General features: G+C 66.6%; 18 protein-coding genes. 11 read left to right on the top strand and 7 right to left on the bottom strand.

All coding sequences use genetic code 11. From position 1 onward, the window contains the following. Positions 1-77: 77 nt before the first annotated feature. The 5 genes from LFT44_RS06150 to LFT44_RS06130 form a co-directional block, all read right to left on the bottom strand. Positions 78-6,248, bottom strand: a complete 6,171-nt coding sequence (locus LFT44_RS06150) for an Ig-like domain-containing protein (RefSeq protein ID WP_236801782.1) — start codon at positions 6,246-6,248, stop codon at positions 78-80. A gap of 151 nt (positions 6,249-6,399) precedes the next feature. Beyond that, entirely contained in the window at positions 6,400-7,644 is a 1,245-nt protein-coding gene (locus LFT44_RS06145) for an adenylate/guanylate cyclase domain-containing protein (protein ID WP_373462197.1), read from the bottom strand. Further along, positions 7,634-8,233: a PH domain-containing protein gene (locus tag LFT44_RS06140; protein WP_236801781.1), complete on the bottom strand. Its 600-nt coding sequence runs from the start codon at positions 8,231-8,233 to the stop codon at positions 7,634-7,636. Before LFT44_RS06140 ends, LFT44_RS06145 begins: the two co-directional genes overlap by 11 nt. After that, on the bottom strand, positions 8,226-9,134 hold the full coding sequence (locus LFT44_RS06135) for a biotin--[acetyl-CoA-carboxylase] ligase (protein ID WP_236801780.1): 909 nt from the start codon (positions 9,132-9,134) through the stop codon (positions 8,226-8,228). The genes LFT44_RS06140 and LFT44_RS06135 overlap by 8 nt, the downstream gene beginning before the upstream one ends. Positions 9,135-9,175: 41 nt before the next feature. Then, positions 9,176-10,063: an SDR family oxidoreductase gene (locus LFT44_RS06130; protein ID WP_236801779.1), complete on the bottom strand. Its 888-nt coding sequence runs from the start codon at positions 10,061-10,063 to the stop codon at positions 9,176-9,178. Between the two features lie 215 nt (positions 10,064-10,278). Here LFT44_RS06130 and LFT44_RS06125 point away from each other — a divergent pair, with 215 nt between their 5' ends. From LFT44_RS06125 to LFT44_RS06110, 4 genes are all read left to right on the top strand, one after another. Beyond that, the gene (locus LFT44_RS06125; RefSeq protein WP_236801778.1) at positions 10,279-11,862 is read left to right on the top strand and encodes an acyl-CoA carboxylase subunit beta; all 1,584 of its coding nucleotides are present in this window, start codon (positions 10,279-10,281) and stop codon (positions 11,860-11,862) included. Next, complete coding sequence (locus LFT44_RS06120) at positions 11,859-12,113, top strand: acyl-CoA carboxylase subunit epsilon (RefSeq protein WP_236801777.1); 255 nt, start codon at positions 11,859-11,861, stop codon at positions 12,111-12,113. Before LFT44_RS06125 ends, LFT44_RS06120 begins: the two co-directional genes overlap by 4 nt. A gap of 63 nt (positions 12,114-12,176) precedes the next feature. After that, on the top strand, positions 12,177-13,862 hold the full coding sequence (locus tag LFT44_RS06115; protein WP_236801776.1) for a DUF885 domain-containing protein: 1,686 nt from the start codon (positions 12,177-12,179) through the stop codon (positions 13,860-13,862). A gap of 314 nt (positions 13,863-14,176) precedes the next feature. Further along, complete coding sequence (locus LFT44_RS06110; RefSeq protein WP_236801775.1) at positions 14,177-15,613, top strand: dicarboxylate/amino acid:cation symporter; 1,437 nt, start codon at positions 14,177-14,179, stop codon at positions 15,611-15,613. 82 nt (positions 15,614-15,695) lie between these two features. Here the strand turns inward: LFT44_RS06110 and LFT44_RS06105 are convergent, their stop codons facing one another. Further along, entirely contained in the window at positions 15,696-16,259 is a 564-nt protein-coding gene (locus LFT44_RS06105; RefSeq protein WP_236801774.1) for a hypothetical protein, read from the bottom strand. Positions 16,260-16,421: 162 nt separating this feature from the next. Between LFT44_RS06105 and LFT44_RS06100 the strand changes: the two genes are divergently transcribed. The 6 genes from LFT44_RS06100 (at position 16,422) to LFT44_RS06075 (ending at position 23,578) form a co-directional block, all read left to right on the top strand. Beyond that, complete coding sequence (locus LFT44_RS06100; protein WP_373993373.1) at positions 16,422-17,132, top strand: TetR/AcrR family transcriptional regulator; 711 nt, start codon at positions 16,422-16,424, stop codon at positions 17,130-17,132. 18 nt (positions 17,133-17,150) lie between these two features. After that, positions 17,151-19,673 (top strand): MMPL family transporter, encoded by a 2,523-nt coding sequence (locus LFT44_RS06095; RefSeq protein ID WP_236801773.1) that lies wholly within the window; start codon positions 17,151-17,153, stop codon positions 19,671-19,673. 9 nt (positions 19,674-19,682) lie between these two features. Then, positions 19,683-20,327: a Maf family protein gene (locus tag LFT44_RS06090; protein WP_236801772.1), complete on the top strand. Its 645-nt coding sequence runs from the start codon at positions 19,683-19,685 to the stop codon at positions 20,325-20,327. 130 nt (positions 20,328-20,457) lie between these two features. Then, positions 20,458-22,269, top strand: coding sequence for an acetyl/propionyl/methylcrotonyl-CoA carboxylase subunit alpha (locus LFT44_RS06085; RefSeq protein WP_373462196.1), 1,812 nt, complete (start codon positions 20,458-20,460; stop codon positions 22,267-22,269). A gap of 17 nt (positions 22,270-22,286) precedes the next feature. Beyond that, positions 22,287-22,724, top strand: coding sequence for a YybH family protein (locus LFT44_RS06080; protein WP_236801771.1), 438 nt, complete (start codon positions 22,287-22,289; stop codon positions 22,722-22,724). 122 nt (positions 22,725-22,846) lie between these two features. Then, complete coding sequence (locus LFT44_RS06075) at positions 22,847-23,578, top strand: glutamine amidotransferase (RefSeq protein ID WP_236801770.1); 732 nt, start codon at positions 22,847-22,849, stop codon at positions 23,576-23,578. Between the two features lie 152 nt (positions 23,579-23,730). Here LFT44_RS06075 and LFT44_RS06070 read toward each other — a convergent pair whose 3' ends face one another. After that, positions 23,731-25,140, bottom strand: a complete 1,410-nt coding sequence (locus LFT44_RS06070) for an MFS transporter (protein ID WP_236801769.1) — start codon at positions 25,138-25,140, stop codon at positions 23,731-23,733. A 278-nt stretch (positions 25,141-25,418) separates the two neighbouring features. Between LFT44_RS06070 and LFT44_RS06065 the strand changes: the two genes are divergently transcribed. Continuing rightward, positions 25,419-26,831, top strand: coding sequence for an MFS transporter (locus tag LFT44_RS06065; RefSeq protein ID WP_236801768.1), 1,413 nt, complete (start codon positions 25,419-25,421; stop codon positions 26,829-26,831).

Genomic DNA, 26,831 nt, shown 5'->3' with positions numbered 1-26,831 from the left:
TCCCCCGGGACAGAGTACCGAACCCGCGCAAAACCCGCGATGGGGACATCTGCCCGGGCCGCCACCGGGCATGGGGCCTAGCAATGCGGTGCCCCAAGCGCGGCGGGATCGGCGAGCGTCGTGTGTCCGGCGATGACGTAGCGGCCAACGTTGCGTGCCGAACCGGACTCCACCCGCCACCAACGGACGATGCCGTTGCCGGACCAGTTGTCGCTCTGGTCGATGTAGCACGCCACCATGATGCGGTCCTGGTCAGCCTTGTAGAACCACGGCGGGCTGTCGGCGTTGACGCCGTCACAGTCGAAGTAGGGACTTGGCCGGTAGTTGGACCCGCCCAGCGTGAACGTGCAGCTCCGGACGAAGTTGGGGTCGGAGGTCTTGATCCTGGTTTCCCAGAGCCCCTGCTTGCCCGCGTTGGCGCTGGCCGTGACCACTGCGCTGCCGGTACCCATGGAGTTGAAGGTCTGGACGGCGATGGTGACGGTGTCGCCGAAGTTGGCCGTGTTGACCGTCCTGCTGCCGGAGGCGGCCACGTTCTCCCACCCGCCGTTGTTGATCCTGATCTTGGTCTGCGCCACATCATTGGTGCTGGTGGACGGTGAGGACCAGTTGAGGGTGGCCGACTTCTGGTTGACGGCCCCGTCCTGCCCGGAAGCCGAGGGCGTGCCCGGGGATCCGTAGGGCGTGGTGGTGGCGGGTGCGCTGCTGTCCGAGCTCGGTGCCACCGTGGAGTTGGCGATCACGGTGATGCTGACGGCGGTTCCATTGCTGAAACCGCTGATGATCTGCCCTGGCGTAATGGGCCCGCGGGCGCCATTGCTGGCGTTGTAGGTGTAACTGACCTCGTTCTCGGCAGAGCCGTTGCGTTCCGCCGCGGTCAGTTTGCGGAAGTCCACGGTCACCGCACGTCCTGCTCCCCCGGTATTCGCCGGCGTGGCGGTCACTCCGGAGACAGTGGAGAGCTTGCCGGTGGCGCGACGGGGCGCCGACTGCGGACTGACTGCGCCCTTGCCTGCCTTGTTCTCCGCCTGCACCGTGAAGGTATAGGCGGCCTCGGAGTTGTTGGCGGTGAAGTTGGCGGTACGGACGTTGCCTGGCACGGCCTGCGTCTGGTCCGCGGCGTTTCCGCCACTCATGGTGACGTAGTAGGTGCTGATAGGGTCGCCATTGGTGTTGGGTTCGGCCCAGGTGGCCCGCAGCTGGTTCTGGGTGCCCACGGAGGATGCGACGGCGGACGACGGCGCGGCAGGTGCGGCGGGCACGCCGGCCGGGTTGTCTTCTGCGGAGTAGGTCCCCCAGTCGGACGGGCCGAGTTCGTTGACAGCCTGCGCGCGCACCTTGTACTTCACACCGTTGGTGAGGCCGGTCCAGGTGTAGTTCAGCCCGGCTACCTCGTTCTTGACGGCAACCCCGCTGGCCGGCGGCGGTGAAATCTCCAGGTTGTAGTGCTTCACCGGCGAGCCCTCTGTCTTGGCAGCGGGCCAGGTGATGGCCATGGTCTTGTCGCCGGCCTTGACCGTGGGCGCCTCCGGCGGGGACGGCTTTTCGTCAGGCCGGATTTCGTTGGACTGCGGGGAAGGAGCGGAATCCCCCACCTCGTTGGTGGCCAGCACCGTGAACACGTACTTCACGTTGTTGGTGAGTCCGCTCAACGTGCAGGTGGTGGTGGGGCACTTCTGTTCGAAACCGTTGTTCGAGCGGACCGTGTACCCGGTGATGGGGGCGCCGTTGTCCGAGGGCGGCGCCCACTTGAGCACGGCGGTGCGGCTGCGGACGTCAGTGGCGCTGGGCGCCGAAGGCGCATCGGGCTTGCCGCGGACGGTGAGCCGCAGGCGCCCGTCGACCTGGCGTGACAGGTCGCCCGTTTTGTCCCCCACGGTGTAGCGGACCACCATGACGCCCTTGTACCCGTCAGCCGGGGTAACGGTGATGCTGTCGCCTGCCACCGCCGGCTGTCCGGCCGCGGCTCCGGTCTCCACGGTGGCGCCAATGATCCGCAGGGGTGTGTCCGGGAACGGATTGAAGTCGTTGGCCAGGACGTTGACCTGTTCCGTCTTTCCCGCGTTGGCTTTGTCCACCACGTCATCGTTGGCCACGGGCAGGGGCCGGTTGGAGGCGACGTGGCGGGCGGTGATGGTGGCGCCCACGGCGGGTGACCTGCCGTCGGTGACCTTCACCTGGATATTTCCAGTGACGCCGACCCCAAGGGAACCGTCGGCAGTGATGGCGAGCGTGGCGCCGTCGACCTTTGCCTTGAACCCGGCCGGAAGCGTCCCGTCCAGTTCGAAGCGGAGGTTGTCCTTGTCCCGTTCATCCACGTCCTTGGCCAGCCCGGCCAGGTCAACCGTTGCCTGTTCGGCTTTCGGAACGTCCACCGAAGTGCCGCTGAAGGTGGGCGGGTGGTTGGCGTTGGGGTCCGGGATCACCTTGGTCATGATTACCAGCGTGGCTTTCAGGCCGTCGCCATCGTCCGGTCCGGAGCCGTCCGTCACCTCGAACGTGATGGAGCCGGGGCCCACATAATCGGCTTTCGCGGTGTAACGCAGGGCCTTGCCGTCGGACTGGATGACGCCCTCCGGCGATCCGCCCTGGACCCGCACCGAATCAGCCACGGTGACCCTGGCGGTGCGGCCGTTGCGGACCCGGACGTATTCGGCGAGGTCCAGGGTGATGTCCTTGCCGGACATGACTTCGACCGGCTCCGTTTTGGCCAGGGTGGGGTACTGCGCACCCTGGCCGGGGATCCACATGAGGGCCGTGGAGGTGAGGCCGTCCACGTCGGTCACGGTGTAGGGGATCAGCTGGTCCTCCGCGGTCAGCGTCACCACGAGGTTGCCGGAGCCGCCCACGCGGGCATTGGGGTTGCCGTCGGGCAGGCTGATATTAAGGTCTGCGGCCACGCCGTCGGCATCGGAGTCGTTCTTCAGGACGGGTACATCCACTGCGGTCTTGCCAAGGGTTTCGGCCACCGTGACCCGGTCATCCTTGGCCACGGGCCGTTTGAGCTCCGCGTCCGGGCTGGTCCGGATGCGGATCACCGCACTGGCGGAGGCCTTCTTGTCGTCCTGGATGCGGTAGCTGATGCTTTCGTTGCCGGCGGCCGCGGGAGCGGTGAAAAGCACCTTGGCGCCGTCCGTTGCCTCGACCTGAAGTTCGGGTGCGGCCTCGAAACCGTCGGAAACCAGGCTGAGGGGATCGCCGTCGGGGTCTGAATCATTGGCCAGGGCCTCCACGGCCACTTTGCGGCCGGGCCGGACGTCGACGGCGTCGTCCACGGCAATGGGTCTCTGGTTGTTGGCTTCCAGCGGGGCGATGCCGACAATGACGGTGCCGGTGTTCTCGGCACCGATCCGGTCGCGGACCCGGTAGGTGAAGCTGTCGGTGCCCGCAGCATCGCCCGCGGCGGTGAATTCCGGGTAGCCGTCCCGCACCACGGCTGTTCCCATGGCCGGTGCCTTGTCGATGCCGATGAGCTGGACGGAGTCGCCGTCGGCGTCGATGCCGTCCAGGGGCACGGGTACTTTGACCGTCATTCCTGCCACGACGCGGGCGGTCAGGTTGCGCGGCTCGGGCCGGGTGTTCCGGTCATCGTCGCGGGCGCGGATGCGGATGGTGACCTGCTGGGAGTCCACCTGCCCGGATGCGTTCTGCACCTTGTAGATGGCATAGACGGTTTTTGCCTCGGGCCCGGCGATGAACCGTAGCTGGTCGCCCGCCACGAACATGCGCCCGTCGGCAGCGTCAGGCTGCTGGGCAAGATCGGGCAGCAGGGTGAGCTTGGAGCCGTTGGGGTCGGAATCGTTGGCCAGGACAGGGATGGTGACGACGTCGTTGATCCGGACCGTGGCCTCGTCCGGCTTTGCCTGGGGTGCCTGGAGCTTGGCCGGGGCAGGGACCATCAGCACGGCAATCTCGCCGATGGCGGAGGAGCGGCCGTTGGACACGGTGTACCGCACGGTCAATTGGCCTTCGGCGCGGATGTCGGTGATCCTCACCACGGAGTGGTCAAGCACCGCGACGCTCACCGGCAGTCCAGCGTCGGCGGTCACGGATTGCACCACCAGGACCCCGCCCGACGGGTCGAAGTCGTTGCCAAGGACGTCTACCAGGACGTCGCCGCCGGTGGGCAGCAGTGCGGTATCGCGGACGGCAACGGGCGCTCCCTCGTCGGTGCCCGGCACCACATCCACGCGCACCAATTGCTGTGCGCTGGCGGGACCGTTGGTCGCCAGGTAGCTGACGTAGTGCGCCCCGAGGGTGCGGGAGTTGAAGGTGAAGGTCTGCTGGTCCGGGTTGAGGGTGGCAGTGGATTCAGCGTCGGGGCTGGCCTGCGCCAGCCGCAGGGTCCCACCCTGGGGGTCCGAATCGTTCTTCAGCGGCGTGATGACGGTGTCGCTGCCTGCTACTGCCACCACGTGGTCGGCGTTGGCGATGGGCGGCAGGGCGCCGGGGCTCCTGACATCCACAGTGATCTTCCCCTCCGCTGTGGATTGTCCGTCCGAGACCGAAACGGTCAGGACCTTCCGGCCGGGACCGGAGCCGGAATCCTGGAAGGTGAGCTGGCCGTCGGGGCGGATGCGGGCCTGGTCCAGGGGGTCGCTGCTGGACACGGAGACGGCGAACAGGTCGTCGCCGTCAGGGTCCATCCAGTCCGGAAGGATATTTTGCGTGACGGCCTTGCCCGATTGGACCACCAGCGTGGTGTTCCGGTTCGGTTTCTGCCGCGGCGCCGTGTTGGTGCCGGGCGGGACAATGTTGAGGGTGATGTCCGCCGACGCGGAAAGGCCCCGGCCGTCGTCCACCGTGTACTTGAAGGTCTCGCTGCCTGTTTTGTCAGCCGGTACGGCGATCTGCAGGCCTGTCGAGCCGTAGATGGGCGACACCGCACCCGCCTTCACCCCTTCCGGGATGCGGACGGTGAGGACGTCGCCGTCGGGGTCGGAGTCGTTGTCCAGCACCGGCAGGATGGTTGTCTTGCCGGCACGGATGCCGAATTGGTCCGGTTTGGCCACCGGGGCATTGTTGGGTTTGGTGCGGTCCGGCAGGACCGTCTGCTGGACTTCGTCGGCGGAGTCCTTGTCCGCGTCATCGGAGGTTTCCTTGGGCGGGATGACGTCGTCCCAGTTGTTGACCAGCTGCATGTTCTGGTTCACCAGCCACACATTGCCCGAATTCACATCATTGAGGACCACCAGATCCCGGTTCACCCGGAAAACATACGACGGCGACGCACTCGCCTTAGGCACGTCCACCTTCTTATCGTCCCCATCATTGACGCAATCCCGGACATACTTATTCGCCCCCGACCACGCCGCATGCACACAACCACCCAACTGCACCGGAGCAGCCGGAACACCCTCACCATCGAAGGTCACCGTCCTCGCAGTCCCCCCACCCAACGGCTGCTCCAACAACGCCGACCGCGTCGCCACCGCCACAACATCACTGCCCGGCCCGGCCTGCTGCAGCTTCGCCTCCCGCGCATTCTCCAACGCCAACTTCTTACCACCAGGCAAAAACAGGTTCCCCGCCGCAGCATCCAACACCACCGGCCGGTCCCCCACCACCGTCATCTGCAAATCCCCCGCACCCTTAAGACCATCCCAGGCACTGGACTCCGAGGACGTCACCGCCCCACTGGCATCCACCCCCGTCACCGTCACCACCCCGGTCTTCGGATCCGCAGAATAAATCCGGTCATCGGCACCCACCGCCGACACAATCCCCTCCGAACCCACCATCACCGGCTCGGACGCTTCCTTATCAAAACCATTCACCGTGGACGGCGACACCGCCCACACCTTCCCCGACGCAGCATCCGTCACCGAAATCGTCCGCGCACCAAAACTCACATCAGCCGCCCCCGGCAACTGCTTATCCCCACCAAGACGCATATTCGCCGGCGACACCTGATTCAACGTCGAACCAGTCTCATCATCAACAAACACCTCACCGGCATGCTGCAACACATCAAACGTCGTCGACGCCGGCGTCACCGCCCCATCCAACACCCGCGACGGATAATTCAACCGCCCCACAGCATTCTTCGACTTCGACACCACCCACACGCCACCGTCATTCAACTCCACCTCAGTGGTCTTAAACCCCGGATACAACACAGCACCCGTCACCACAACAGCCACCACAGCACCAAACGCAGTACCAGGGAACCACCGGGGGCGCGAAAACCGGCGCTTGGGCAGGCCGGCAGCAGTGCTTTGGGCGCGCGTTTGTCCGCGGCGTTTCATTCGTAGAATCTCCCCCAGATTTCTGGCTCACAGCCGGACCCGGCTTCCATGGACGCCGGGCAGCACAACAGTACCGCTAATTCACCAACAAGTGGATAAACAGTGACAAGGACGCCGGAACCAAGACGCCGCGCCCCGGATTCACCAGGGCTTAGTCCAACACCAAGCCCTTGCCGCGGCCGCGCGTGAGGCGTACCGGGTTGATCTCGCCGAACCCGCGGACGTTTTCGGGGTCCTGCGGGATCAGGACGAAGCGCTCATCGTGCTCCAGGGCAGAGGCGGTCATGGAGTCCACCAGGACGGTGCCGGGATCGGCGAGGGTAGTCAAGCGTGCTGCGAGGTTGACGGTGGGACCATAAATGTCACCGAGGCGGGACAGGATCCTGCCCCACACCATGGCCACCCGGGCTTCCGGGAGAATCTCATCCTCGGTGAAGGCCTCGGCGAGCGCCAGGGAAATCTCGGCGCCGGCCGCAGGGGTTTCGGCGATATAGAGGACTTCATCGCCCACTGTCTTGACCAGCCGTCCGCCGCCCACGGAGATGATCTCGGCGCACTTGTTTTCAAAGCGCTGGACCAGCCGTGCGAGTGTCTTTTCGTTCATCCGGCGGGACAGGCTGGTGTAAGAAACCAGGTCCGCGAAACCCACGGCGCGGGCCAGGGGCAGCGGCGCGTCATCCTCGTCGCCTTCCCGGCCTTCTTCGCTCGCCTGTAAGCCTGCTTCAGCCCGGAGGGCGAGACGCTGGACGGCGGCGTTGAGCTGTCGGCGCCAGGAGTACACCAGGACTTCCTCGAGCGGGTCAACCAACGCGGGGAGCTCATTGACCAGCCGTTTTCGGGCCACGGCATCCGTGACGCCCTGCTCGTGGACCATGTCCTCAACCAGGGCCTCGATCTGCCAGACCACCATGCGGTCGGTCATCTGCCCGATCGAGCGGGTGATCGAGATGGCCGCTTCCTCGGTCAGCTTGCCGGTGCGGACCAGGTCCACCACGGTGGACAGGGCCGCTTGGTCGCGCTCGGTGAAGGCAACGTCCTCGTCGCCGAGATTCGGGAAGCCCAGGGCGCGCCAGAGTTTGCGGGCCGAGAGGAGTGAAAGGCCGGCGCCGGCCGCAACTTCACGACGGCGCAGCTTGCGTTCCCCGCCCAGGAGGCGGGCCTCGAGGGCCTTCATGGCAAGGCGCTCGGCGGACATCGCGCCGGTGGGCGGGTGCCGGTCGACGGCGGGCATCACGGGGTCGGAAAAGGTTTCGGACCCCGACGGGTCGGCGGAGGAGTCCGCGCCGGTATCAGAAGCGGCAGGCCGAAAAGCGGCGGATCCAAAAGGGGCAGGATCAAAGCCGGCGGTGCCGGGTGCGATGCTGTCGACGCGTTCCTGCTGGTCCTCATCGGTCATCCCGTCCACCTTCTCTCATATCCTCCGGAAACGCACCGGCGGGGTAATACGTGGCGCCGCCCGGCTGGGCCCCGCTTTCATCCGGCAATTCCCCGATGGCATCGAGGATAAAGTCACGGAACCTTGCAACCTCGGGCACGTCACGAAAGGTCACCACGCCCTGGTACCCGGTTTCCAAGGATATATTCCCGGAGCGCACCAATCGCTGCAGCACCGATTCGTGGACCGTCAGGTTACGGACCGATGCGAGGTTCACCTGCTGGTCCCTCCGGTTCAGCAGGCCGTACCGGGCCACCATCCGCTGGCTGGTCAGGGTGTAGCGGGTGCCCTGCCAGCGGAGCAGGCGCGGCAGGCAGTAGCCCAGCCATACCGCTGCAGCCGCGAGGACGCAGGCGGTGACGAGCCACGGCGTCCATTGCCGGCCGATCGCTGGCGCCAGGCGTGCCGCGCCGCCGCGGATGATCCAGGCGCTTGCGTAGGCAGCCAGCGCCGGGGCCAGCACGAAGGCCACCGCAGCCCCGGCCAGCCTCCTCGGCTGCGGACGGGTTGTGACGATGACCTGCTCCCCGGGAACGAGGGTTTTACGCATAACCGCCTTGGTTGGGCGCGTCCGGCGCTGTCCAGGGCCGCAGGTGCACCACGTCTCCCGCCGTCACCACGTGCTCGCGCCCGTCGCGGTCCACCACCAGCAGCGAGCCGTAGTCGTCCAGCCGGGAGGCGTGTCCAATAATTTCGTGGTCGCCGGGAAGCTGGGCGCGCACCTGCTTGCCCAGCGTGACCATGACGGCCTCCACCCTTTTGTGCAACGAGGGCCCACCCGCCATGCCCGCTGTGGGGTCGCCGTCGGCATTGCAGAAACTGCGGTAAAGGACCGCAAAGTGGGACAGGTAGCTCTTCAGCAGGGCTGTGCGGTCTGTGGTGCCGGCACCTTCGAGGGCCACGGAGGTGGCGGTGGGAACGGGAAGTTCGCTTTCGCGCAGGGTGACGTTCAGGCCGGTGCCCAGGATGACGGGGGGCACGTTGCCGTCCGCCATCGGTCCGAGCTGTGCCAGGATGCCGGCGATCTTCCTGCCGCGCACCAGGACGTCGTTGGGCCATTTGAGCTCGGCCGGGATGCCGGCGGTTTCCAAAAGTGTCTCCCGCAGCGCGAGGGCCGCGATCAAAGAGAGCCAGGAGTAGCTCTGGGTAGGCAGCGGCCGTCCGTCCGCGTTGACCGGGCGCAGGACTATCGAGACGGACACCGAACTCAGCGGCGGAGCTTCCCAGTGCCGGTCCAGCCGGCCCCTGGCGGCAGTCTGGTACTCGGCGGTGAGGACGGAGAGGTCCGGCCAGGCCGCGGGATCCACCGTGGCACCGCGCAGGAGGTCAGCATTGGTGGAACCGGTGGAGTCCACCACATCGATCCGGGGTATCCCCGTGGCGGACAGGAAGCGCTGGTCGGCCAGGTCCCCTCGGTTCAGGGGGGTGCCCGGTGCGTGTGCGTCGTCCATACCTAAATCCTACCGAGCGGAACACCGCGCCGGTGGCGCCGCTACAGGAAGATGTCGGGAACCAGCTGGTCCTCGGGCGCCCCCAGGCTGTAGGGGCGGAAGTCCGCCACGCCGGCAGCAGCCAGGACCTGCTCGTCCGTGTAGAAGTTGCCCGACGGCGGCGTGCCGGCACCGAGGTTGGCGCCGGTGAGGACCGCATGGGCGGCGTCGGCCATGATCTGCGGGCCCCGCGCGGCCAGGACCATGCTTTCGCCGTGGGGCATGTTGCGGATGGCAGCGGTGTCGATCAGGGTGCAGGGCCACAGGGAGTTGACCCGGATCCCGTCCGCCTTCAACTCCTCGGCGAGGCCCAGGGTGGTCAGGCTCATCCCGTATTTGGCCATGGTGTAGGCGAGGTGTTTGCCCGCCCAGGAGGGGTGCAGGTTCAGCGGCGGGGAGAGCGTGAGGATGTGCCCCTGCTCCGAGGCCCGCAGCGCCGGCAGGGCCAGTTTTGACAGCAGGAAGGTGCCGCGGACGTTGATGTCCTGCATCAGGTCGTACTTCTTCATGTCGACGGCGTCCGTAGTGGACAGGTCGATGGCTGACGCATTGTTGATGACGACGTCGATGCCGCCAAACCGCTCCATCGCGGCATCCACCGCGCCGGCCACGTCGTCATCCCTGCGCACGTCACCCACCAGTGGCAGAGCCTGGCCACCCGCGGCCACCAGTTCCTCGGCAGCGGTGTAGACCGTACCCTCCAGCTTGGGATGCGGCTCCCCCGTCTTGGCCAGGAGCACGATGTTGGCGCCGTCGCGCGCCGCCCTTTTGGCTATGGCGAGCCCGATCCCGCGGCTGCCGCCGGAAATCAGGATGGTCCGTCCGGCCAGGGAACCTGCCGCCCGGTAGGGGCTGTCGGGAGCATGCAAAGCATCGTCGCTTGGGGTCATGGCACCACTGTAGCCCAACTAAGTTACCGGTGAGTAACATTGATGGGAGGCGGCTGGAACGGCAGAAAATTGTAGGTTCCCTACAGCCGTGGGCGTCCAAAGCGTCACTAGACTTGCCAGCAGGGTTCGTCTTTTGTGTGGATGCTACTTAAAGCGCCGCGCAGCCCGACGTACCAGCCAACGGAATTGACCTGCTACAGAGCCGGAGACACTTGATGAGCCACGATCTGACAACGACCGCGGGGAAGATTGCCGATTTCCGCGACCGCCAGGCGCGCGCCGAACAGCCCTCCGGCCCCGAAGCCATCGAAAAGCAGCACGCGCGGGGCAAGAACACCGCCCGTGAGCGCATTGCCCTCCTGCTGGACGAGGACTCATTTGTCGAGTTCGACGCCCTGGCTGTCCACCGCTCCACCGCCTTCGGCATGGAGAAGAAGAAGCCGCTGGGCGACGGCCTGGTCTCCGGCTACGGCACCGTGGATGGACGGCTGGTTGCCGTCTACAGCCAGGACTTCACCGTCTACGGCGGATCACTCAGCCAGGTCAACGGCGAAAAGATCGTCAAGGTCCAGGAGTTCGCGCTCCGGAACGGTTGCCCCGTCGTCGGCATCCTGGACGGCGGCGGCGCCCGCATCCAGGAAGGCGTTGCCTCGCTGGCCATGTTCGCCGACATCTTCCGCAACAACGTCCATGCCAGCGGCGTGGTGCCGCAGATCTCGCTCATCATGGGCCCCTCCGCCGGCGGCGCGGCCTATTCCCCCGCCCTCACCGACTATGTGGTGATGGTGGACAAGACCTCGCACATGTTCATCACCGGCCCGGACGTCATCAAGACTGTCACCGGCGAGGACGTGGACATGGAAACCCTGGGTGGAGCGCGGCAGCACAATGCCACCACCGGAACCTCCACCTACCTGGCCTCGGACGAAACCGACGCCATCGAGTTCGTGCGCGAACTGCTGGACTTCCTGCCCTCCAACAACCTGTCCGAGGCGCCCGTGCTGGGACACCAGCAGGAGTTGGAAATTGACGACGACGACCTCGCCTTGGATGCGCTGGTCCCGGATTCTGCCAACCAGCCCTACGACATGCGCGCCGTGGTGGAACAGATCGTCGACGACGGGCACTTCCTCGAGATGCAGGCCTTGTACGCCCCCAACGTGATGATCGGCTACGGCCGGGTGGAGGGGCACACCGTTGGCATCGTGGCCAACCAGCCGCTGCAGTTCGCCGGCACCCTGGACATCGCCGCCTCCGAAAAGGCCGCCCGCTTTGTCCGCCACTGCGACGCCTTCAACATCCCGATCATCACCCTGGTGGACGTTCCCGGGTTCCTTCCCGGCAAGGACCAGGAGTTCCAGGGCATTATCCGCCGCGGGGCCAAGCTCCTCTACGCCTACGCCGAGGCCACCGTCCCCAAGCTCACCGTCATCACCCGCAAGGCCTACGGCGGCGCCTACATTGTCATGGGTTCCAAGAAGCTTGGCGCGGACCTGAACCTGGCCTGGCCCACGGCGCAGATCGGCGTCATGGGTGCGCAGGGCGCGGTGAACATCCTGTACCGGCGCGATCTGGCAGCCGTCGCCCAGGACGGCGGCGATGTTGAGGCCCGCCGGGCCGAAGTGATCCGCCAGTACGAGGAAGAACTCCTCAACCCCTACCAGGCTGCCGAACTCGGCTACGTGGATGCGGTCATCGCCCCCTCGGACACCCGCATCCAGATCATCAAGGGATTGCGTGCCCTGCGCGACAAACGGGCCAGCCTCCCCGCCAAGAAGCACGGGAACATCCCGCTGTGACGCCCACTGAAAGCCCTGCGGGCGCAGGCCCAGCCGACACCCATGATGCCCAAGCCGCTCCCCTGCTCTCTGTTGTCAAAGGACAGCCGAACGCCGAGGAACTGGCCGCGCTGACCGCCGTCGTGCTCTCCCTGGGTGGCGAGAGCCCTGCTCCCCGCAAGAGCCCCAGCGTGCGCCACTGGGTGCGCCGGCAGCAGCTCCGCCTCGCCCCCACGCCCGGGCCGGGCGCCTGGAAGCGCAGCCAGGGCTGACAGGAGCGCCGACCCCGGCGGGGCATGCTGACGTTGCCCACCTTGCCCCGTTAGGCTCTGGGTGTGACTACAGACACCTCTTCCGCCGCGCGCCCGCATACCCGGATCGACGCCGTCGCGGACAACTACACAGACACCCTCATCAGGCTCAACCCGACGTTTGCCACCACCCTTGGCCTGCCCGGACATGAGACGGAGTACCAGGACTTCTCCCCCGCCGGCATCGCAGGTTTCGCAGAGGCGGCACGTGATGCCCTGGCCGCGTTGGAAGGCCTGGAGCCTGAGGACGACGTGGACGCCGTCACCTTGGACGCCATGCGGGAGCGGCTGGGCCTGCAGCTCCTTATCCACGCCTCCGGGTGGGAGTACGCGGAGCTGAACAACATCGCCTCCCCGGCCCAGGACATCAGGGCCATTTTCGACCTCATGCCCACCGACACCGAGCAGGACTGGGAACACATTGCCGGGCGCGCGCACAACGTGCCTGCGGCCATCAGCGGCTACACCGAATCCCTGCGCCTGGCCAAGGACGCCGGCAGGGTGGCAGCTGCACGCCAGGTGCGGATCGTCATCGAGCAGGTGGCGAAGTACGCCGCGGCAGACGGCTTCTTCGCCAAGCTGGCGGCGCAGGCCTCCACCTCTGCCGGGCCATTGCCCGCAGCCCTGCAGGACAAGCTCGACGCCGGCGCTGACGCCGCCCGGCGTGCCTACACCGGACTGGCGGAATTCCTGCGCACCGAACTGCTCCCCGCTGCTCCCGAGAAGGACGCCGTAGGCAGGGGCCGCTACGCCCTGGCTTCCCGTTCGTTCCTGGGCGCCGAGGTGGACCTGGAGGAAACCTACGCGTGGGGCGTGCAGGAACTGGACCGCCTCATCGCCGAGCAGGAACAGGTTGCGGCAACCATCAAGGCAGGCGCCACCATCTCCGAAGCCAAGGAAATCCTCAACAACGATCCCGCCCGCCAACTGAAAGGCACCGAGGCACTGCGGGAATGGATGCAGGGCCTCTCCGACAAAGCCGTGGCCGAACTCGCCGGCGTGCACTTCGACATCCCGGACGTCATGAAGAAGCTCGAGTGCAGGATCGCCCCCACCGACGAAGGCGGCATCTACTACACCGGCCCCTCCGACGACTTCAGCCGCCCCGGCCGCATGTGGTGGTCCGTCCCCGCCGGCGAGGACACGTTCACCACCTGGGCTGAAACCACCACCGTGTACCACGAGGGCGTCCCCGGCCACCACCTCCAGGTGGCCACTGCCACCTACCGCCGCGAACTGCTGAACAAGTGGCGTCGCAACGTCTGCTGGACCTCCGGCCACGGCGAAGGCTGGGCCCTCTACGCCGAAAAGCTCATGCAGGAACTCGGTTACCTGAAAGACCCGGGCGACCACATGGGCATGCTGGACATGCAGCGCATGCGTGCAGCCCGGGTGGTCTTCGACATCGGCGTGCACCTCGAACTGGAAATCCCCGAACGCTGGGGCTCCGGCACCTGGACCGCCGACAAGGGCTACGACTTCCTCAAGGAAAACCTCCCCATCAGCGAGGGCCAACTGAACTTCGAGTTCACCCGCTACCTCGGCTGGCCTGGCCAGGCCCCCTCCTACAAAGTGGGCCAGCGCCTCTGGGAACAGATCCGCACCGAACTGGAATCACGGCCCGGGTTCGACCTCAAGGAGTTCCACACCAAGGCCCTCAACATCGGCTCCGTTGGACTCGATACCCTTCGCCGGGCGCTGCTGTCCTAGCTCGCCCCTCCAGGGGCGGAAGGGCGACATCCTCTGCGCGCTGCTCGTTCCTCACGCCTGGGCCCACGCCGGCAGGGTTCCCTGGCCGAGTTTGCCAGGTTAGGGAGCCGGTGGGGAGCAAGCTGCCGGAAGGCAGCGGGCCTTTTGCCCGCGGAACCAGCGAGATGTTAAGCACACCGGCGCTGGGAATAAGTAACAAATGCCACTGTCTGCCTTACGTTCTCGCGGTTTTTCCAGATCTCGGCGCAAATCATGCACGTAACATTTCTCAATGTTGGTTCGACGTGGTATTGGATGGGGTCTAGCTTGTTCTGGTGAGCACTCAGACAAGCACCCCATCTCCCGCAGGGAAGACCGGATTCCAGCTGCCCAAATGGGCGGGCTCGTTCGGCTTCCAGATTATCGCCGCCCTTATCGTGGGCCTCGGCCTCGGACTGCTGGCCAAATACACCGGCAGCACCAAGGCCAACCCCAACGCGCTCGGCGCCACACTGCAGACCATCGGCTCAAGCTACGTGTCCCTGCTGCAGACCGCCGTCGTTCCGCTGATCTTCACCGCCGTGGTCAGCTCCATCTCCAACCTGCGCCGGGTATCGAACGCGGCCAGGCTGGCATGGAACACGCTGCTGTGGTTCGCCATCACGTCCCTGATCGCAGTGCTGATCGGCATGGGCCTGGGCGTCCTGCTGCAGCCCGGAGCCAACACCGGCATCAGCGGGGACGCCAAGTACACCGGCAAGTCCGGTGACTGGTGGGCCTTCCTCGTGGGCCTCTTCCCCAAGAACTTCCTGGGCCTGGGTGCCAGCTCCACCGTCGGCGATTCCGGCGCCGTCACCACCTCCGTCAGCTTCAACGTCCTGCAGATCCTGGTCATCGCCATCGCCGTGGGCGTCGCCGCCCTCAAGGTGGGCAAGGCTGCAGAGCCCTTCCTGAAGCTGAATGCCTCGGCCCTCGCCGTCATCCAGAAAGTCCTTTGGTGGATCATCCGCATCGCACCGCTGGGCACCATCGGCCTGATCGGCAACGCCGTCGCCGTCTATGGCTGGGACACCATCGGCTCGCTCGGCAAGTTCACCGTGGCCATCTACGCAGGCCTGGTCCTGGTGCTGTTCGTGGTCTACCCCATCCTGATCCGCAGCCACGGCCTGTCCATCAGGCAGTACTTCTCCGGCGTATGGCCCGCCGTCCAGCTGGCCTTCGTATCCCGCTCCTCCGTGGGAACCCTGCCGCTCACCCAGCGCGTGACCGAGCGCAGCCTGGGCGTCCCCCGCGCCTACGCTTCCTTCGCCGTGCCGCTGGGCGCCACCACCAAGATGGATGGCTGCGCGGCCATCTACCCTGCCGTGTCGGCCATCTTCGTGGCCCAGTTCTTCGGCATCCACCTGGACTTCAGCCAGTACCTGCTGATCGCCCTGGTCTCGGTCCTCGGATCCGCGGCAACCGCCGGCACCACCGGCGCCGTGGTGATGCTCACCCTCACGCTCTCCACGCTGGGACTGCCGCTGGCCGGCGTCGGACTCCTGCTCGCCATCGACCCGATCCTGGACATGGGCCGCACCGCTGTGAACGTTGCAGGCCAGGCGCTGGTCCCCACCATCGTGGCCAAGCGACAGGGCATCCTGGATGAGTCGCTGTACAACGCGCCCCGCAACGGCACGCCGTTTGTGGACGACAGCGACGCCGTGGCCACCGCGACCGACGGCACCACTGCTGACACCGCACCCCGCGAACTGCAGGATGCAAAGGCGTAACGGGCACCAGATATAGAAGAGCGTCCCCGGGAGATTACCCGGGGACGCTCTTTTTGGGTTAAGGACTCCGCAGCACGCTGGGTTAGCGGCCGCCGCCCCCGATTACTCCGCTCTGGACAGCCTTGGTCACCGCGTCCGCCTCGGCCTGTGTCAGCTTCCCGTCCGTGACCGCCTTGTCCAGCCGGCTCTTGAGCTCAGCGGCATGCTCGGACTGCTCCTCGCTGCGGATCTCCTGGAGGGCCGCTGTCACCTTCGCCTCATCAATGCCCAGCGATGTGGCAAGGGACTTGGCGAGCGCAGCCTCGCGGGCAGCCGCATCCGGCTTTTGCCCCTCAGCCGGCGGCGTGCTGGGCTTGTTGGCCTCGCGGAAGGTTTTCAGGGCTTCCTTCACCTTGGCTTCGTCCACGCCGAGCTTCGCTGCCAGCGTGGAGGCCTGCTCCAAGCCGTGACCGCCGCGGCCGCCGTGCCTGCCCATCCCGTCCTGGGCAGCGCCGGTGCTTCCGTCGGCCGAAGCGCTGGAACTCGAGCTGGGCGTGGGAGTGGGCGTCGTAGTGGTGGCAGAGGCCATCCCGGCAACGCCGATTCCGGCACCGAGCGCCAGCGCTGCCGCTGACAGGCCCAGGGTCATCTTCTTCGTGCGTTTCATCTTTTGTCTCCTGATTCGCCGTCGCGTGACGGCTGCTGGTGGTACGCCTCTTGGCGAGACACACCAAGCTTCACTGGGAAGGATCAGGAGCGGCTGTTCGGAACCTTTCGTTCTCCTGTGAATCCGGTTGGACCCCCAGCCCTCGGGAGTCTCACAACTTGCATGCAGTGCAAAGTTGCACGTAGTGTAAGGGCTGTGGCAATACCCCTTTCTTCGCCAGGCGCTGAGCCGGCTACCCCATCGCGCCGGGAGCTCAACAAGGCAGCCACGCGCCAGGCCATCACGGACGCCGCGCTGGGACTTCTTCGTTCCAAGGGCCCCGGCAACTTTACGGTGGAGGACATCGCCGACGCCGCGGGCATTTCACGCCGCACCTTCTTCAACTACTTCAGCAGCACCGACGCCGCCCTGGCGTCCATCGTCCACGGCTTCCTGGACAAGGCCATACAGATTCTGCGCCTCCGCCCGGCAGAGGAACCCATGCTCGAGTCGGCGCAGGCCGCACTGGTGGCCCTGGCCGACCCCAAGGCCATAGCACCGCTGGCGGAACTGTTCACGCTGACGCAGCAAAGCCCGCTGATGTCCTACCCCGAACTCGAGGCATGGGACTACTGCCGGACCCAGGTCTTCACGGTCGCCCGGGAACGCCTCGCCGGTACCCCCGGCGGACAGGACGAGCTGTACGTCCACGCCTTGGCCGGCTCCATCATCTCCTGCGGCAAGGCAGCCATGGAGGTCTGGTTCAGCCGCCGCGGCCCGGACTTATCCCCCGCTTCGCTGGACGAGCTCCGCCAGCTGCTCATCGACTCCATGGCCCTGCTGGGCGCAGGCTTCAACACCTCTGCTTTCCCATCCGCAACCCGTTCCTCCTGATCAGATCGGCTCTCCCGCATGGCACTCCTCCTCTACCGCCTCGGCAAGTTCTCCTACCGCCGGCGCTGGCTTGTCATCTCGCTTTGGCTTGCCGTGCTGGTGGCCGTGGGCGGTTCGGCCGCGGCCTTCCACGGCACCCTGTCCAACAACTTCCAGATTCCCGGAACCGAAACCCAGCGGATCGCGGACAAGCTCAAGCAGGAGCTGCCCTCGGCGTCCGGCGGCAGCGCCACCATCGTCTTCGAAGCGCCCGACGGAGGCTTCACAGCGGAGAGCCGGGCGGCCGTAATGGACGCACTGAAGAAGCTCCAGACCCTCCCCGAAGTCCGCGGCACGGTGGATCCGTTCGCTACCCAGGCCCAGGTGGACCAGGCCGGCAAGGCCATCACCGACGGCGAACAGCAGCTGGCCGCCGGCCAGGCCCAGCTTGACGCCTCCCGGACACAGCTGGAGGCCGGCAAGGCGCAGCTTGCGGCCGCCGAGCAGCAGCTCACCGCGGCGGGAGCGCCGGCAGCACTGATTGAGGCCCAGCTGGGCCAGCAGAAGGCGGCGCTGGCGGCCGGGCAGGCCAAGCTCGACGCCGGCACCCAGGAACTGGAGGCCAATAAGGCCAAGCTGGAACTCGGCAAGCGCCAGGCCCAGGCAGCCTCCGCGATCCGCTTCGTTTCCGAGGACAACAAGGCGGCCGTGGCCCAGGTGCAGTTCAACACGTCCATCAACGGACTGGCCCCAACGGTCCGCAAGCAGGTGCAGCAGATCGCCCACGAAACCTCCTCGGCCGGCGTGACGGCATTCGCGAGCAAGGAGATCACCGAGGACATCTCGGCCCTCTTCGGTACCGCGGAAATCGTCGGCATCGCAGTGGCCGCATTGGTCCTCATCCTCATGCTGGGAACGCTGATTGCCGCCGGGCTTCCGCTGTTGATGGCCATCATGGGCGTCGGCGTGGGTGTCGGCATTACGTTCGCGCTCTCGGGCCTGTTCGACATGAGCTCCATCTCCCCCATGCTGGCCCTCATGCTGGGCCTCGCCGTGGGCATCGACTACTCCCTGTTCATCGTCAACCGGCACCGGACCCAGCTCCTGGCTGGCATGGACCCTGAAGAGTCCGTGGCCCGGGCCAACGGCACATCCGGCAACGCGGTGGTCTTCGCCGGCCTCACGGTGATCATCGCCCTCGCAGCCCTGGTGGTTCCCGGCCTGCCGTTCCTCACCGTCATGGGCCTTTCGGCAGCCGGAACCGTGGCCGTTGCGGTCCTGGTCGCCATCACCCTGACCCCCGCCATGCTGTCCCTGATCGGCCGGCGCATCATCTCCAAGCGGGCCTGGGCCAAGTCGGAGGCCCACAACGCTGAACCGGGCCACGAAGCCAGCGACCTTGCGCTCGACCGCGAACGCAGCACCCACGGTTGGGGCGGCTTGGTCACCAAGCACCCGTGGGTGGCGCTTATTGCCGGCGTCCTCCTGCTGGGCACCCTCGCCCTGCCGGCTACCCAGCTGCAGCTGGCCCTGCCCGACGGCGGCTCCGAACCCGTGGAGTCCGAGGCCTACCAGGCCTACGACCTGACCGCGCGCAGCTTCGGCGAAGGCGTCACCGGACCCATCGTGGCGGTGGGCGAGTTCCCCGCAAACCTGGACGCAACCCAGGCGCAGAAGCTGCAGTACGACATCGCGGACAAGCTCCGCGCCGTGGACAACGTGGTGGCCGCCGTGCCGGTGGCGCTCAGCGAAGACCGCCGCACCGCCGTGTTCCAGGTCATCCCCAAGGAGGGCCCGGCCAGCGCCAGTACGGTCAAGGTGGTTTCCGAATTGCGCGGGCTCAACGGCGACATCAAGGCCGACTACGACGTCGCCATGGGACTGACCGGGCAGACCGCCGGCAACGTGGACGTCTCCACGAAGCTTGGTGACGCCCTGCCGCCTTACCTGGCGATCGTCGTCGGGCTTTCCCTGGTCCTGCTGCTGCTGGTGTTCCGCTCCATCGTGGTTCCGCTGCTGGCCACGGGCGGCTTCCTGCTGTCCCTGTCCGCCGCCTTCGGCGCCGTGGTGGCGGTGTACCAGTGGGGCTGGCTGGGGAACGTCTTCGACGTGGCCAACCCGGGTGCCGTGCTGAGCTTCCTGCCCATCATCCTGATTGGCGTGCTGTTTGGCCTGGCCATGGACTACCAGGTGTTCATAGCTTCCGGGATGCGCGAGGCCTACATGCACGGATCATCCGCCAAGGAGGCAGTCCGTGTGGGCTTCCGGCACGCGGCAGCTGTGGTTACAGCCGCGGCGATCATCATGGTGAGCGTGTTCTCCGGCTTCATCTTCAGCCACCTCACTATGGTCCGGCCGCTGGGCTTTGCCATGGCCTTCGGCGTCCTGTTCGACGCCTTCGTGGTCCGCATGACCATCGTGCCGGCCGTGATGTACCTGCTGGGCGCCAGGTCCTGGTGGCTGCCCCGCTGGCTGGACCGGATCCTGCCGGACGTGGACGTGGAGGGCGCCAAGCTCAACCGCGGCCAGGCTGCACCGGTTGCCGGCGAGCTGGTCCACTAGGCTGAAGCCGTGCTCCATCTGATCCTCGCCTCCCAGTCCCCCGCCCGCACCAAGCTCCTGGCCGAGGCCGGTATCCGGCACACCGTGCTGGTGTCCGACGTCGACGAAGCCGCCGTCCAGGAACGGTACGGCGTCACCGACCCGCATGACACCGCGCTGCTGCTGGCCCGGGCCAAGGCCGAGGCCGTCGCGTCGCTGCCGGAGGCGGAAGGTGCGCTGGTCCTTGGCTGCGACTCCGTCTTCGAGTTCGACGGCGAGGCTCACGGCAAGCCCTACACCGCCGACGTCGCACGCGAACGGATGCTGCGGATGAGCGGCAGGGCCGGCGTGCTGCACACGGGCCACTGGCTGGTGGACTGCAGGGACACGGACGACGACGGCAGCGGCGGCCGCGGCTCGGGCGCCACGCTCGGGGCGGTCGCCTCCGCCGAAGTTTCCTTCCTGGACATGGAACCGGCAGAGATCGACGCCTACATCGCCACCGGTGAACCGCTGCACTGCGCGGGTTCCTTCACTATCGACGGCCTGGGCGGGGCCTTTATCCGGAAGGTCGACGGCGACCCGCACGCCGTCGTCGGCCTTTCCGTCTCCACCCTGCGCGGACTGCTCGCTGCCGCCAATGTGCGGATCACGGACCTCTGGCCGCCGCGCTAAGACCGGCGGTTTTCGGACCCCCTTGTAGCTTCCCTACAAAGGAAGGCTGCTTTACACGCGGATTCCGCAAGTAATATCGGCGGAACCTCCAAAACCGCGCTAGGCTCCCTGAAGGAAAGAAGGAGACGCCTTGTCAGCAAATTTGGAGCAGTCCGCAGGAACCACGCAGCCGAGCCTCACAAAGGTGCTGATCGCCAACCGCGGCGAAATCGCCGTGCGCATCATCCGGGCGGCCCGGGACGAGGGCCTCGCCTCCGTCGCCGTCTACGCTGACCCGGACCGCGATGCCCTGCATGTCCGGCTCGCTGACGAGGCCTACGCCCTGGGCGGCACCACCGCCGCCGAGTCCTACCTGGTGATGGACAAGATCATCGAGGCTGCCCGCCAGTCCGGCGCCGACGCCATCCACCCCGGCTACGGCTTCCTGGCCGAAAACGCCCAGTTCGCCGCCCGGGTGATCGAGGCCGGCATCACCTGGATCGGCCCCTCCCCCGAGGCGATCTCCGCCCTGGGCGACAAAGTCCAGGCCCGGCACATCGCCGAAAAGGTCGGCGCACCGCTGGTGCCCGGCACGGCCGATCCCGTTGAGTCCGCGCAGGAGGTCCTGGACTTCGTTGACCAGCACGGCCTGCCCGTGGCCATCAAGGCCGCCTTCGGCGGCGGCGGGCGCGGCATCAAGGTGGCCCGTACCCGGGAAGAAATCCCCGAACTGTACGAGTCCGCCGTCCGCGAGGCCACGGCAGCCTTCGGGCGCGGCGAATGCTTCATCGAGCGCTTCCTGGACGCCCCGCGCCACGTGGAGACCCAGTGCCTGGCCGATTCCCACGGCAACGTCGTGGTGGTGTCCACCCGCGACTGCTCGCTCCAGCGGCGCAACCAGAAACTCGTGGAGGAGGCCCCGGCCCCGTTCCTCACTGAGGACCAGAACCGCAAGCTGTACGAATCCTCCAAGGCCATCCTGAAAGAGGCCGGCTACCTGGGCGCAGGCACCTGCGAATTCCTGGTTGGCCAGGATGGAACCATTTCCTTCCTTGAGGTCAACACCCGCCTCCAGGTGGAGCACTGCGTCTCCGAGGAAGTGACCGGCATCGACCTGGTCCGCGAGCAGTTCCGGCTGGCCCGCGGCGAGGAACTGGGCTACGGCGACCCCGAGGTGCGCGGCCACTCCATCGAATTCCGCATCACCGGCGAGGATCCGGGCCGGAACTTCCTGCCCGCCCCCGGCACCCTCCGCGTTCTGAAAAACCCCACCGGCCCTGGTGTCCGCGTGGACTCAGGCGTGGAGCAGGGCGACGTGATCAGCGGAAACTTCGACTCCATGCTGTCCAAGCTCATCATCACCGGCGCCAGCCGCCCGCAGGCCCTGCAGCGTGCCCGCCGCGCCCTGGAGGAGATGGTGGTGGAGGGCATCCCCACCGTCATCCCGTTCGACCTCGCTGTCGTCTCGGACCCTGCGTTCGCACCCGCCGAAGGACCCTTCAAGGTCCACACCCGGTGGATCGAAACCGAATTCAGCAACAACCTGCCCGCATGGACCCCTGAGGGGACCGCTGACGGCGAAGGCTCCGGCGAAGACCGCCAGCGCGTGGTGGTGGAGGTAGGCGGCAAGCGCCTTGAGGTGGTCCTTCCCGCGTCCCTGGGCACGCCGGGAACCGCAGCTGCTGCGACGGGCAAGCCGGGCAAGTCCAAGAAGCGCTCCCGCTCTGCAGGGCCCGCCGCCGCCACCGGCAATGCGCTGACCTCCCCCATGCAGGGAACCATTGTGAAGGTGGCTGTGGCCCACGGCGACGTGGTGTCCGAAGGCGACCTGGTGGTGGTCCTCGAGGCCATGAAGATGGAGCAGCCGCTCACCGCACACCGTTCCGGCACCATCACGGGCCTGACCGCAACGGCCGGCGAGACGGTGTCCGCGGGCGCCATCATCGCCACCATCGAGGACTAGAAGGCGGCCCGGCAGCCATGCTCGCACCAAGTTTCCAGGAAGAAGTGGACCGCTACCACCAAGCGGTTCCCGAGATCACCCGCGGCAATGCGGCTCCAATCAAGGAACTGTACTCCCGGCTGGATGACGTCACGCTGGCAAACCCGTTCGGCGGGATCGCCCGCGGCTGGGCCCAGGTGGAAGCCCGGTTGGACCAGGCGGCACGCCAGTTCCGCGACGGCGAGATGCTGGGCTTCGACACCGTGACCTCCTACACGGCGCGCGACACTGCCTACCTGGTGGAGACAGAGCATTTCCGGGCACGGCTGGACGGGGCTGCAGCCACGGAGGAGTTCGCCCTGCGCGTGACCAGCATCTTCCGGCGCGAGGAGGGCTACTGGAAGCTGCTGCACCGCCACGCGGACCCGGCGGCCCGGCCCCAGTCCCGCCGGTCGCTGACGCAACCGCCGGCCTGAGCCCGCATCTAACCTGGGCCGGCACATAGCCTGAACGCAAACAGCCCGACCCGGCGGGTGCAGTCCTGGTGCCGGCAGGCGTGGTGCTGGCAGGTGCAGCCGCCAGGATGCAGACTTTACTCATGCTGCCTTTCCTGCTCCTGGCCTCCCGTGCGGAGGATGCCGCCGCGGAGGATGAGTACGCCGCCTACCTGAGGTACGGCGGACTTGAAGAACGGGAACTGGTCCGCGTCCGGCTCGAAGCCGCTCCCCTGCCCTCGCTGGACCTTTCAAAGTACTCCGGCGTGATCGTCGGCGGCAGCCCCTTCACCTCCAGCGACCCGCCGGAGCACAAGAGCCCTGTCCAGCACCGCGTGGAGCAGGAGTTGGCAGCGCTCCTGGACCAGCTGGTGGACCTTGACTTCCCGTTCCTCGGCGCCTGCTACGGAGTCGGCACGCTCGGGAGCCACCAGGGCGCCGTGATCGACCGGACCTACGGCGAGCCGCTGGGCGCGGTGCAGGTGGAACTGACCGAGGAGGGACTGCAGGACCCCATCCTGCAGGGAATGCCCCAAACCTTCACAGCCTTCACCGGGCACAAGGAAGCTGTCAGCTCGCTGCCCCCGCACGCTGTGCTGCTGGCGCGGGCGGCCTCCTGCCCCGTCCACATGTTCCGCGTCAAGACCAACCTTTACGCCACCCAGTTCCACCCGGAGCTGGACACCGACGGGCTGGTGACCCGGATCGACATCTACCGGCATGCCGGCTACTTCCCGCCGGAGTCCGCGGAGGAACTCATGGCGGCGGCACGGCAATTCACCGTCACCGAGCCCATGGCCGTGCTGAAGAACTTCGTGGCCCGCTACGCCCGCTGAGCCCCAACCTCCCAAGCCGCGGCAGCCCGCCGTCGTGCGTTCCTGCCCGGTTACCTCCGGCACTTAAGGGAGATGCCCGGCACCAACCCCGTTATTGCGGGGGCGGGGCCGGGCATCTCAGCCACTAACCGGGCCGGACTGCACCCAGGGCGTCAGGCCACGTTGTTCTCGTAGTCCACGTCCCGGGTTTCGCGGGTGAGGAACAGCGCGATCAAGGTGAGCACCGCCATCGAGGTCAGGTAGACCCCGACCAGGACCGGGCTGCCCTTGGCAGCTTCCCAGAGGGCCACCGCGATGAACGGCGCCACTGCTGCACCCAGGATGCTGGAGAAGTTGTAGCTGATGGCGGAGCCCGTGTACCGCACGTTGGTGGGGAACAGTTCTGGCAGCAGCGCCCCCATCGGGCCGAAGGTGAGGCCCATGAGCGAGAACCCGAGGATCAGCAGGCCCATGGTGCCCAAGAAGCCGCCGCTGAACAGCGGAACGAACAGCAGGCCGAAGACGAAGATCCCGGCGGTGACGGCGAGGAGCATCTTGCGGCGGCCGAACTTTTCCGCCAGCGGTCCGGAGACAAGGGTGAAGATGCCGAAGAAGACGACGCCGGCAATCAGCATCCAGAGGAAGTCGTTGCGGCTGTAGCCAAGGCCGGGGACGAACGCGGCGGCGGCGGCTTCGCTCATCGGCTTCCCGGCCTTTTCGGCTGCGGCCTTGGCGCCTTCCAGGGTTGGCTTGGTGCCGTATGTGAGCGTGAACGTGGTCATCAGGTAGAAGAGCACGTAGGTGGCCAGCATGATGAAGGTACCCAGGATCAGCTGGCGCCAGCTGGTCTTGAAGACGCGGCCCAGCGGCAGCTTGGCGACCTCGTTGGACTCCAGGACCTTGGTGAAGGCCGGGGTTTCGATCAGCTTGAGCCGGACGTACAGGCCGATGATGACCATGACGGCGCTGAGCAGGAATGGAACGCGCCAGCCCCATGCCGCGAAGGCCTCCGGCGCCAGGGTGTAGCTTGCCACCAGGAAGATGACGTTGGCGATGATGAAGCCGATCGGGGCGCCGAGCTGCGGGAAGGTGCCGTAGATGGCGCGCTTGTTGGCGGGAGCATTTTCGGTGGCCAGCAGCGCGGCCCCGCTCCATTCGCCGCCGAGCGCCAGGCCTTGGGCGAAGCGCATGACCACCAGCAGGGCCGGCGCCAGGAACTCCCAGCCCGGAACCAGCGCGGTGGGAAGGCAGCCGATGAGGAACGTGGCGATACCCATGGTCAGCAGCGAAGCCACCAGCGTGCCCTTGCGGCCAAACTTGTCACCGAAGTGCCCGAAGATGATGGAGCCGAGGGGGCGGGCGATGAAGGCCACGCCAAACACGGCAAAGGAGCTCAGCAGCTGTGTGGTTTCGTTCGCGCTGGGGAAAAAGAGCTTCGGGAAGACGAGGACGGCGGCGGTGGCATAGACGTAGAAGTCGTAAAACTCCACTGTGGTGCCGATCAGGCTGGCCACGATGACGCGGCCGCGGGAGTTCACCGGCTGGTGTGCACCTGGCAGCGCGGTGGTATCGGTGGATGACATAGGTAAGCGCTTTCGTGAGACCGGCCGGGCACAGGCAGGACTGCCACCCGGCTCGAATAGTTAGAGTTCGATCTTACTTGCCTCCGTCCAGTCAATGGACGAAACGTCCAGCATCCGGACTGGTGTTGTCTGTCTCACAAGGCGGCTGTTCCCCGGCGCCTCACGCCGCCTGACTGTGCCGGATAGGCAAAAGTCACAGCGCGTTAACACACATCGACTGTCCACGAAACGAGCCATCCCTAGGTTTGAGGAAACCCCATCCCCGAAGGAGGTAAACCGTGACTGTTGACCGCACTGTCGAAACCGGCGTACAGCCCGGCCCTGCCCGCGCCACAGACTCACCTGCCCTTGAATTCCGCCCCGGCCGCTGGATCGCCAACTGGGATGCGGAGAACAAGGAGCAGTGGGAAACCGCGGGCCGCGCCATCGCACGCCGGAACCTGAACTGGTCCATCTTCGCCGAGTTCCTGGGCTTCGTGGTCTGGCAGCTCTGGTCCATCGTGGTGGTCCAGCTTCCCGCCGCCGGCTTCACCTTCTCCACGTCGGAGATCTTTTGGCTCATCTCCATGCCCAGCCTGGTGGGCGCCACGCTCCGCATTCCCTACACGTTCATGGTCCCCCGCTTCGGGGGCCGGAACTGGACCATTGTGTCCGCCCTGCTGCTCCTGATCCCCTCCACCGGGCTGGCCCTCTGCGTCTCCAACCCGGAGACCCCATTCGGCGTCATGCTCCTTGTGGCGGCCCTGGCCGGCTTCGGCGGCGGAAACTTTGCCAGCTCCATGGCCAACATCACCTTCTTCTACCCGGCCCGGGAAAAGGGCTGGGCGCTGGGCCTGAACGCCGCGGGCGGAAACCTCGGTGCCGCCGTCGCACAGCTTGCCGTTCCCATTGTGATCACCCTGCTGGCCGCCGGCACCGTGAACCTTCCCATGGCCGGCTGGATGTGGGTTCCCTTCATCCTGCTGGCAGCCTTTGGGGCCTTCAAATACATGAACAACCTCACCAGCGCCAAGGGCGACGTGGCCGGATCGGTGGCGGCGCTCAAGGAACCGCACCTGTGGATCATGGCGCTGCTGTACATCGGGACGTTTGGTTCCTTCATCGGCTTCGCCGGCGTGTTCCCCAAGCTGATCAAGGACTACTTCCCCGGGTTCTCCACCATCGGCGTGGGAACCGTGGCCCTCTCTCTCGCCTTCCTGGGCCCCCTGGTGGGCTCGCTGGCCCGCCCCTACGGCGGACGCATGGCGGACCGCATGGGCGGAGCCCGGATGACCGTTTCGGCCTTCGCCGCCATGGCCGTAATCACGCTGACCATGGTCTGGACGCTGCCGCTGAAGAACTTCCTGCTCTTCCTGGTCCTGTTCCTGATGCTGTTCACTGCCAGCGGCTTCGGCAACGGCGCCACCTACCGGATGATTCCGGTCATCTTCGCCACCTCCAGCCGGGCCGCGCGCAAGGGCGCAAGCTCCGTGGCCACGCAGCGGCTGGCGTCCTCTGCCCTCGGCCTGATCTCCGCTATCGGGGCCTACGGCGGCTTCGTCATCCCCCAGGTCCTGAACGCCTCCAGCAGCGCCAGCGGTTCCTACACCCCCGCCTTCTACGGGTTCGTCGGCGCGTATGTCCTGATGCTGGTGGTCTGCTGGGCCTGCTACATCCGCAAGGCGGGCCGGAACGCGATGGGACACATCTAG

This window comes from Arthrobacter sp. FW306-05-C (assembly GCF_021801725.1).
Taxonomy (GTDB): domain Bacteria; phylum Actinomycetota; class Actinomycetes; order Actinomycetales; family Micrococcaceae; genus Arthrobacter.
This window is presented reverse-complemented; position numbering and strand designations above follow the sequence as displayed.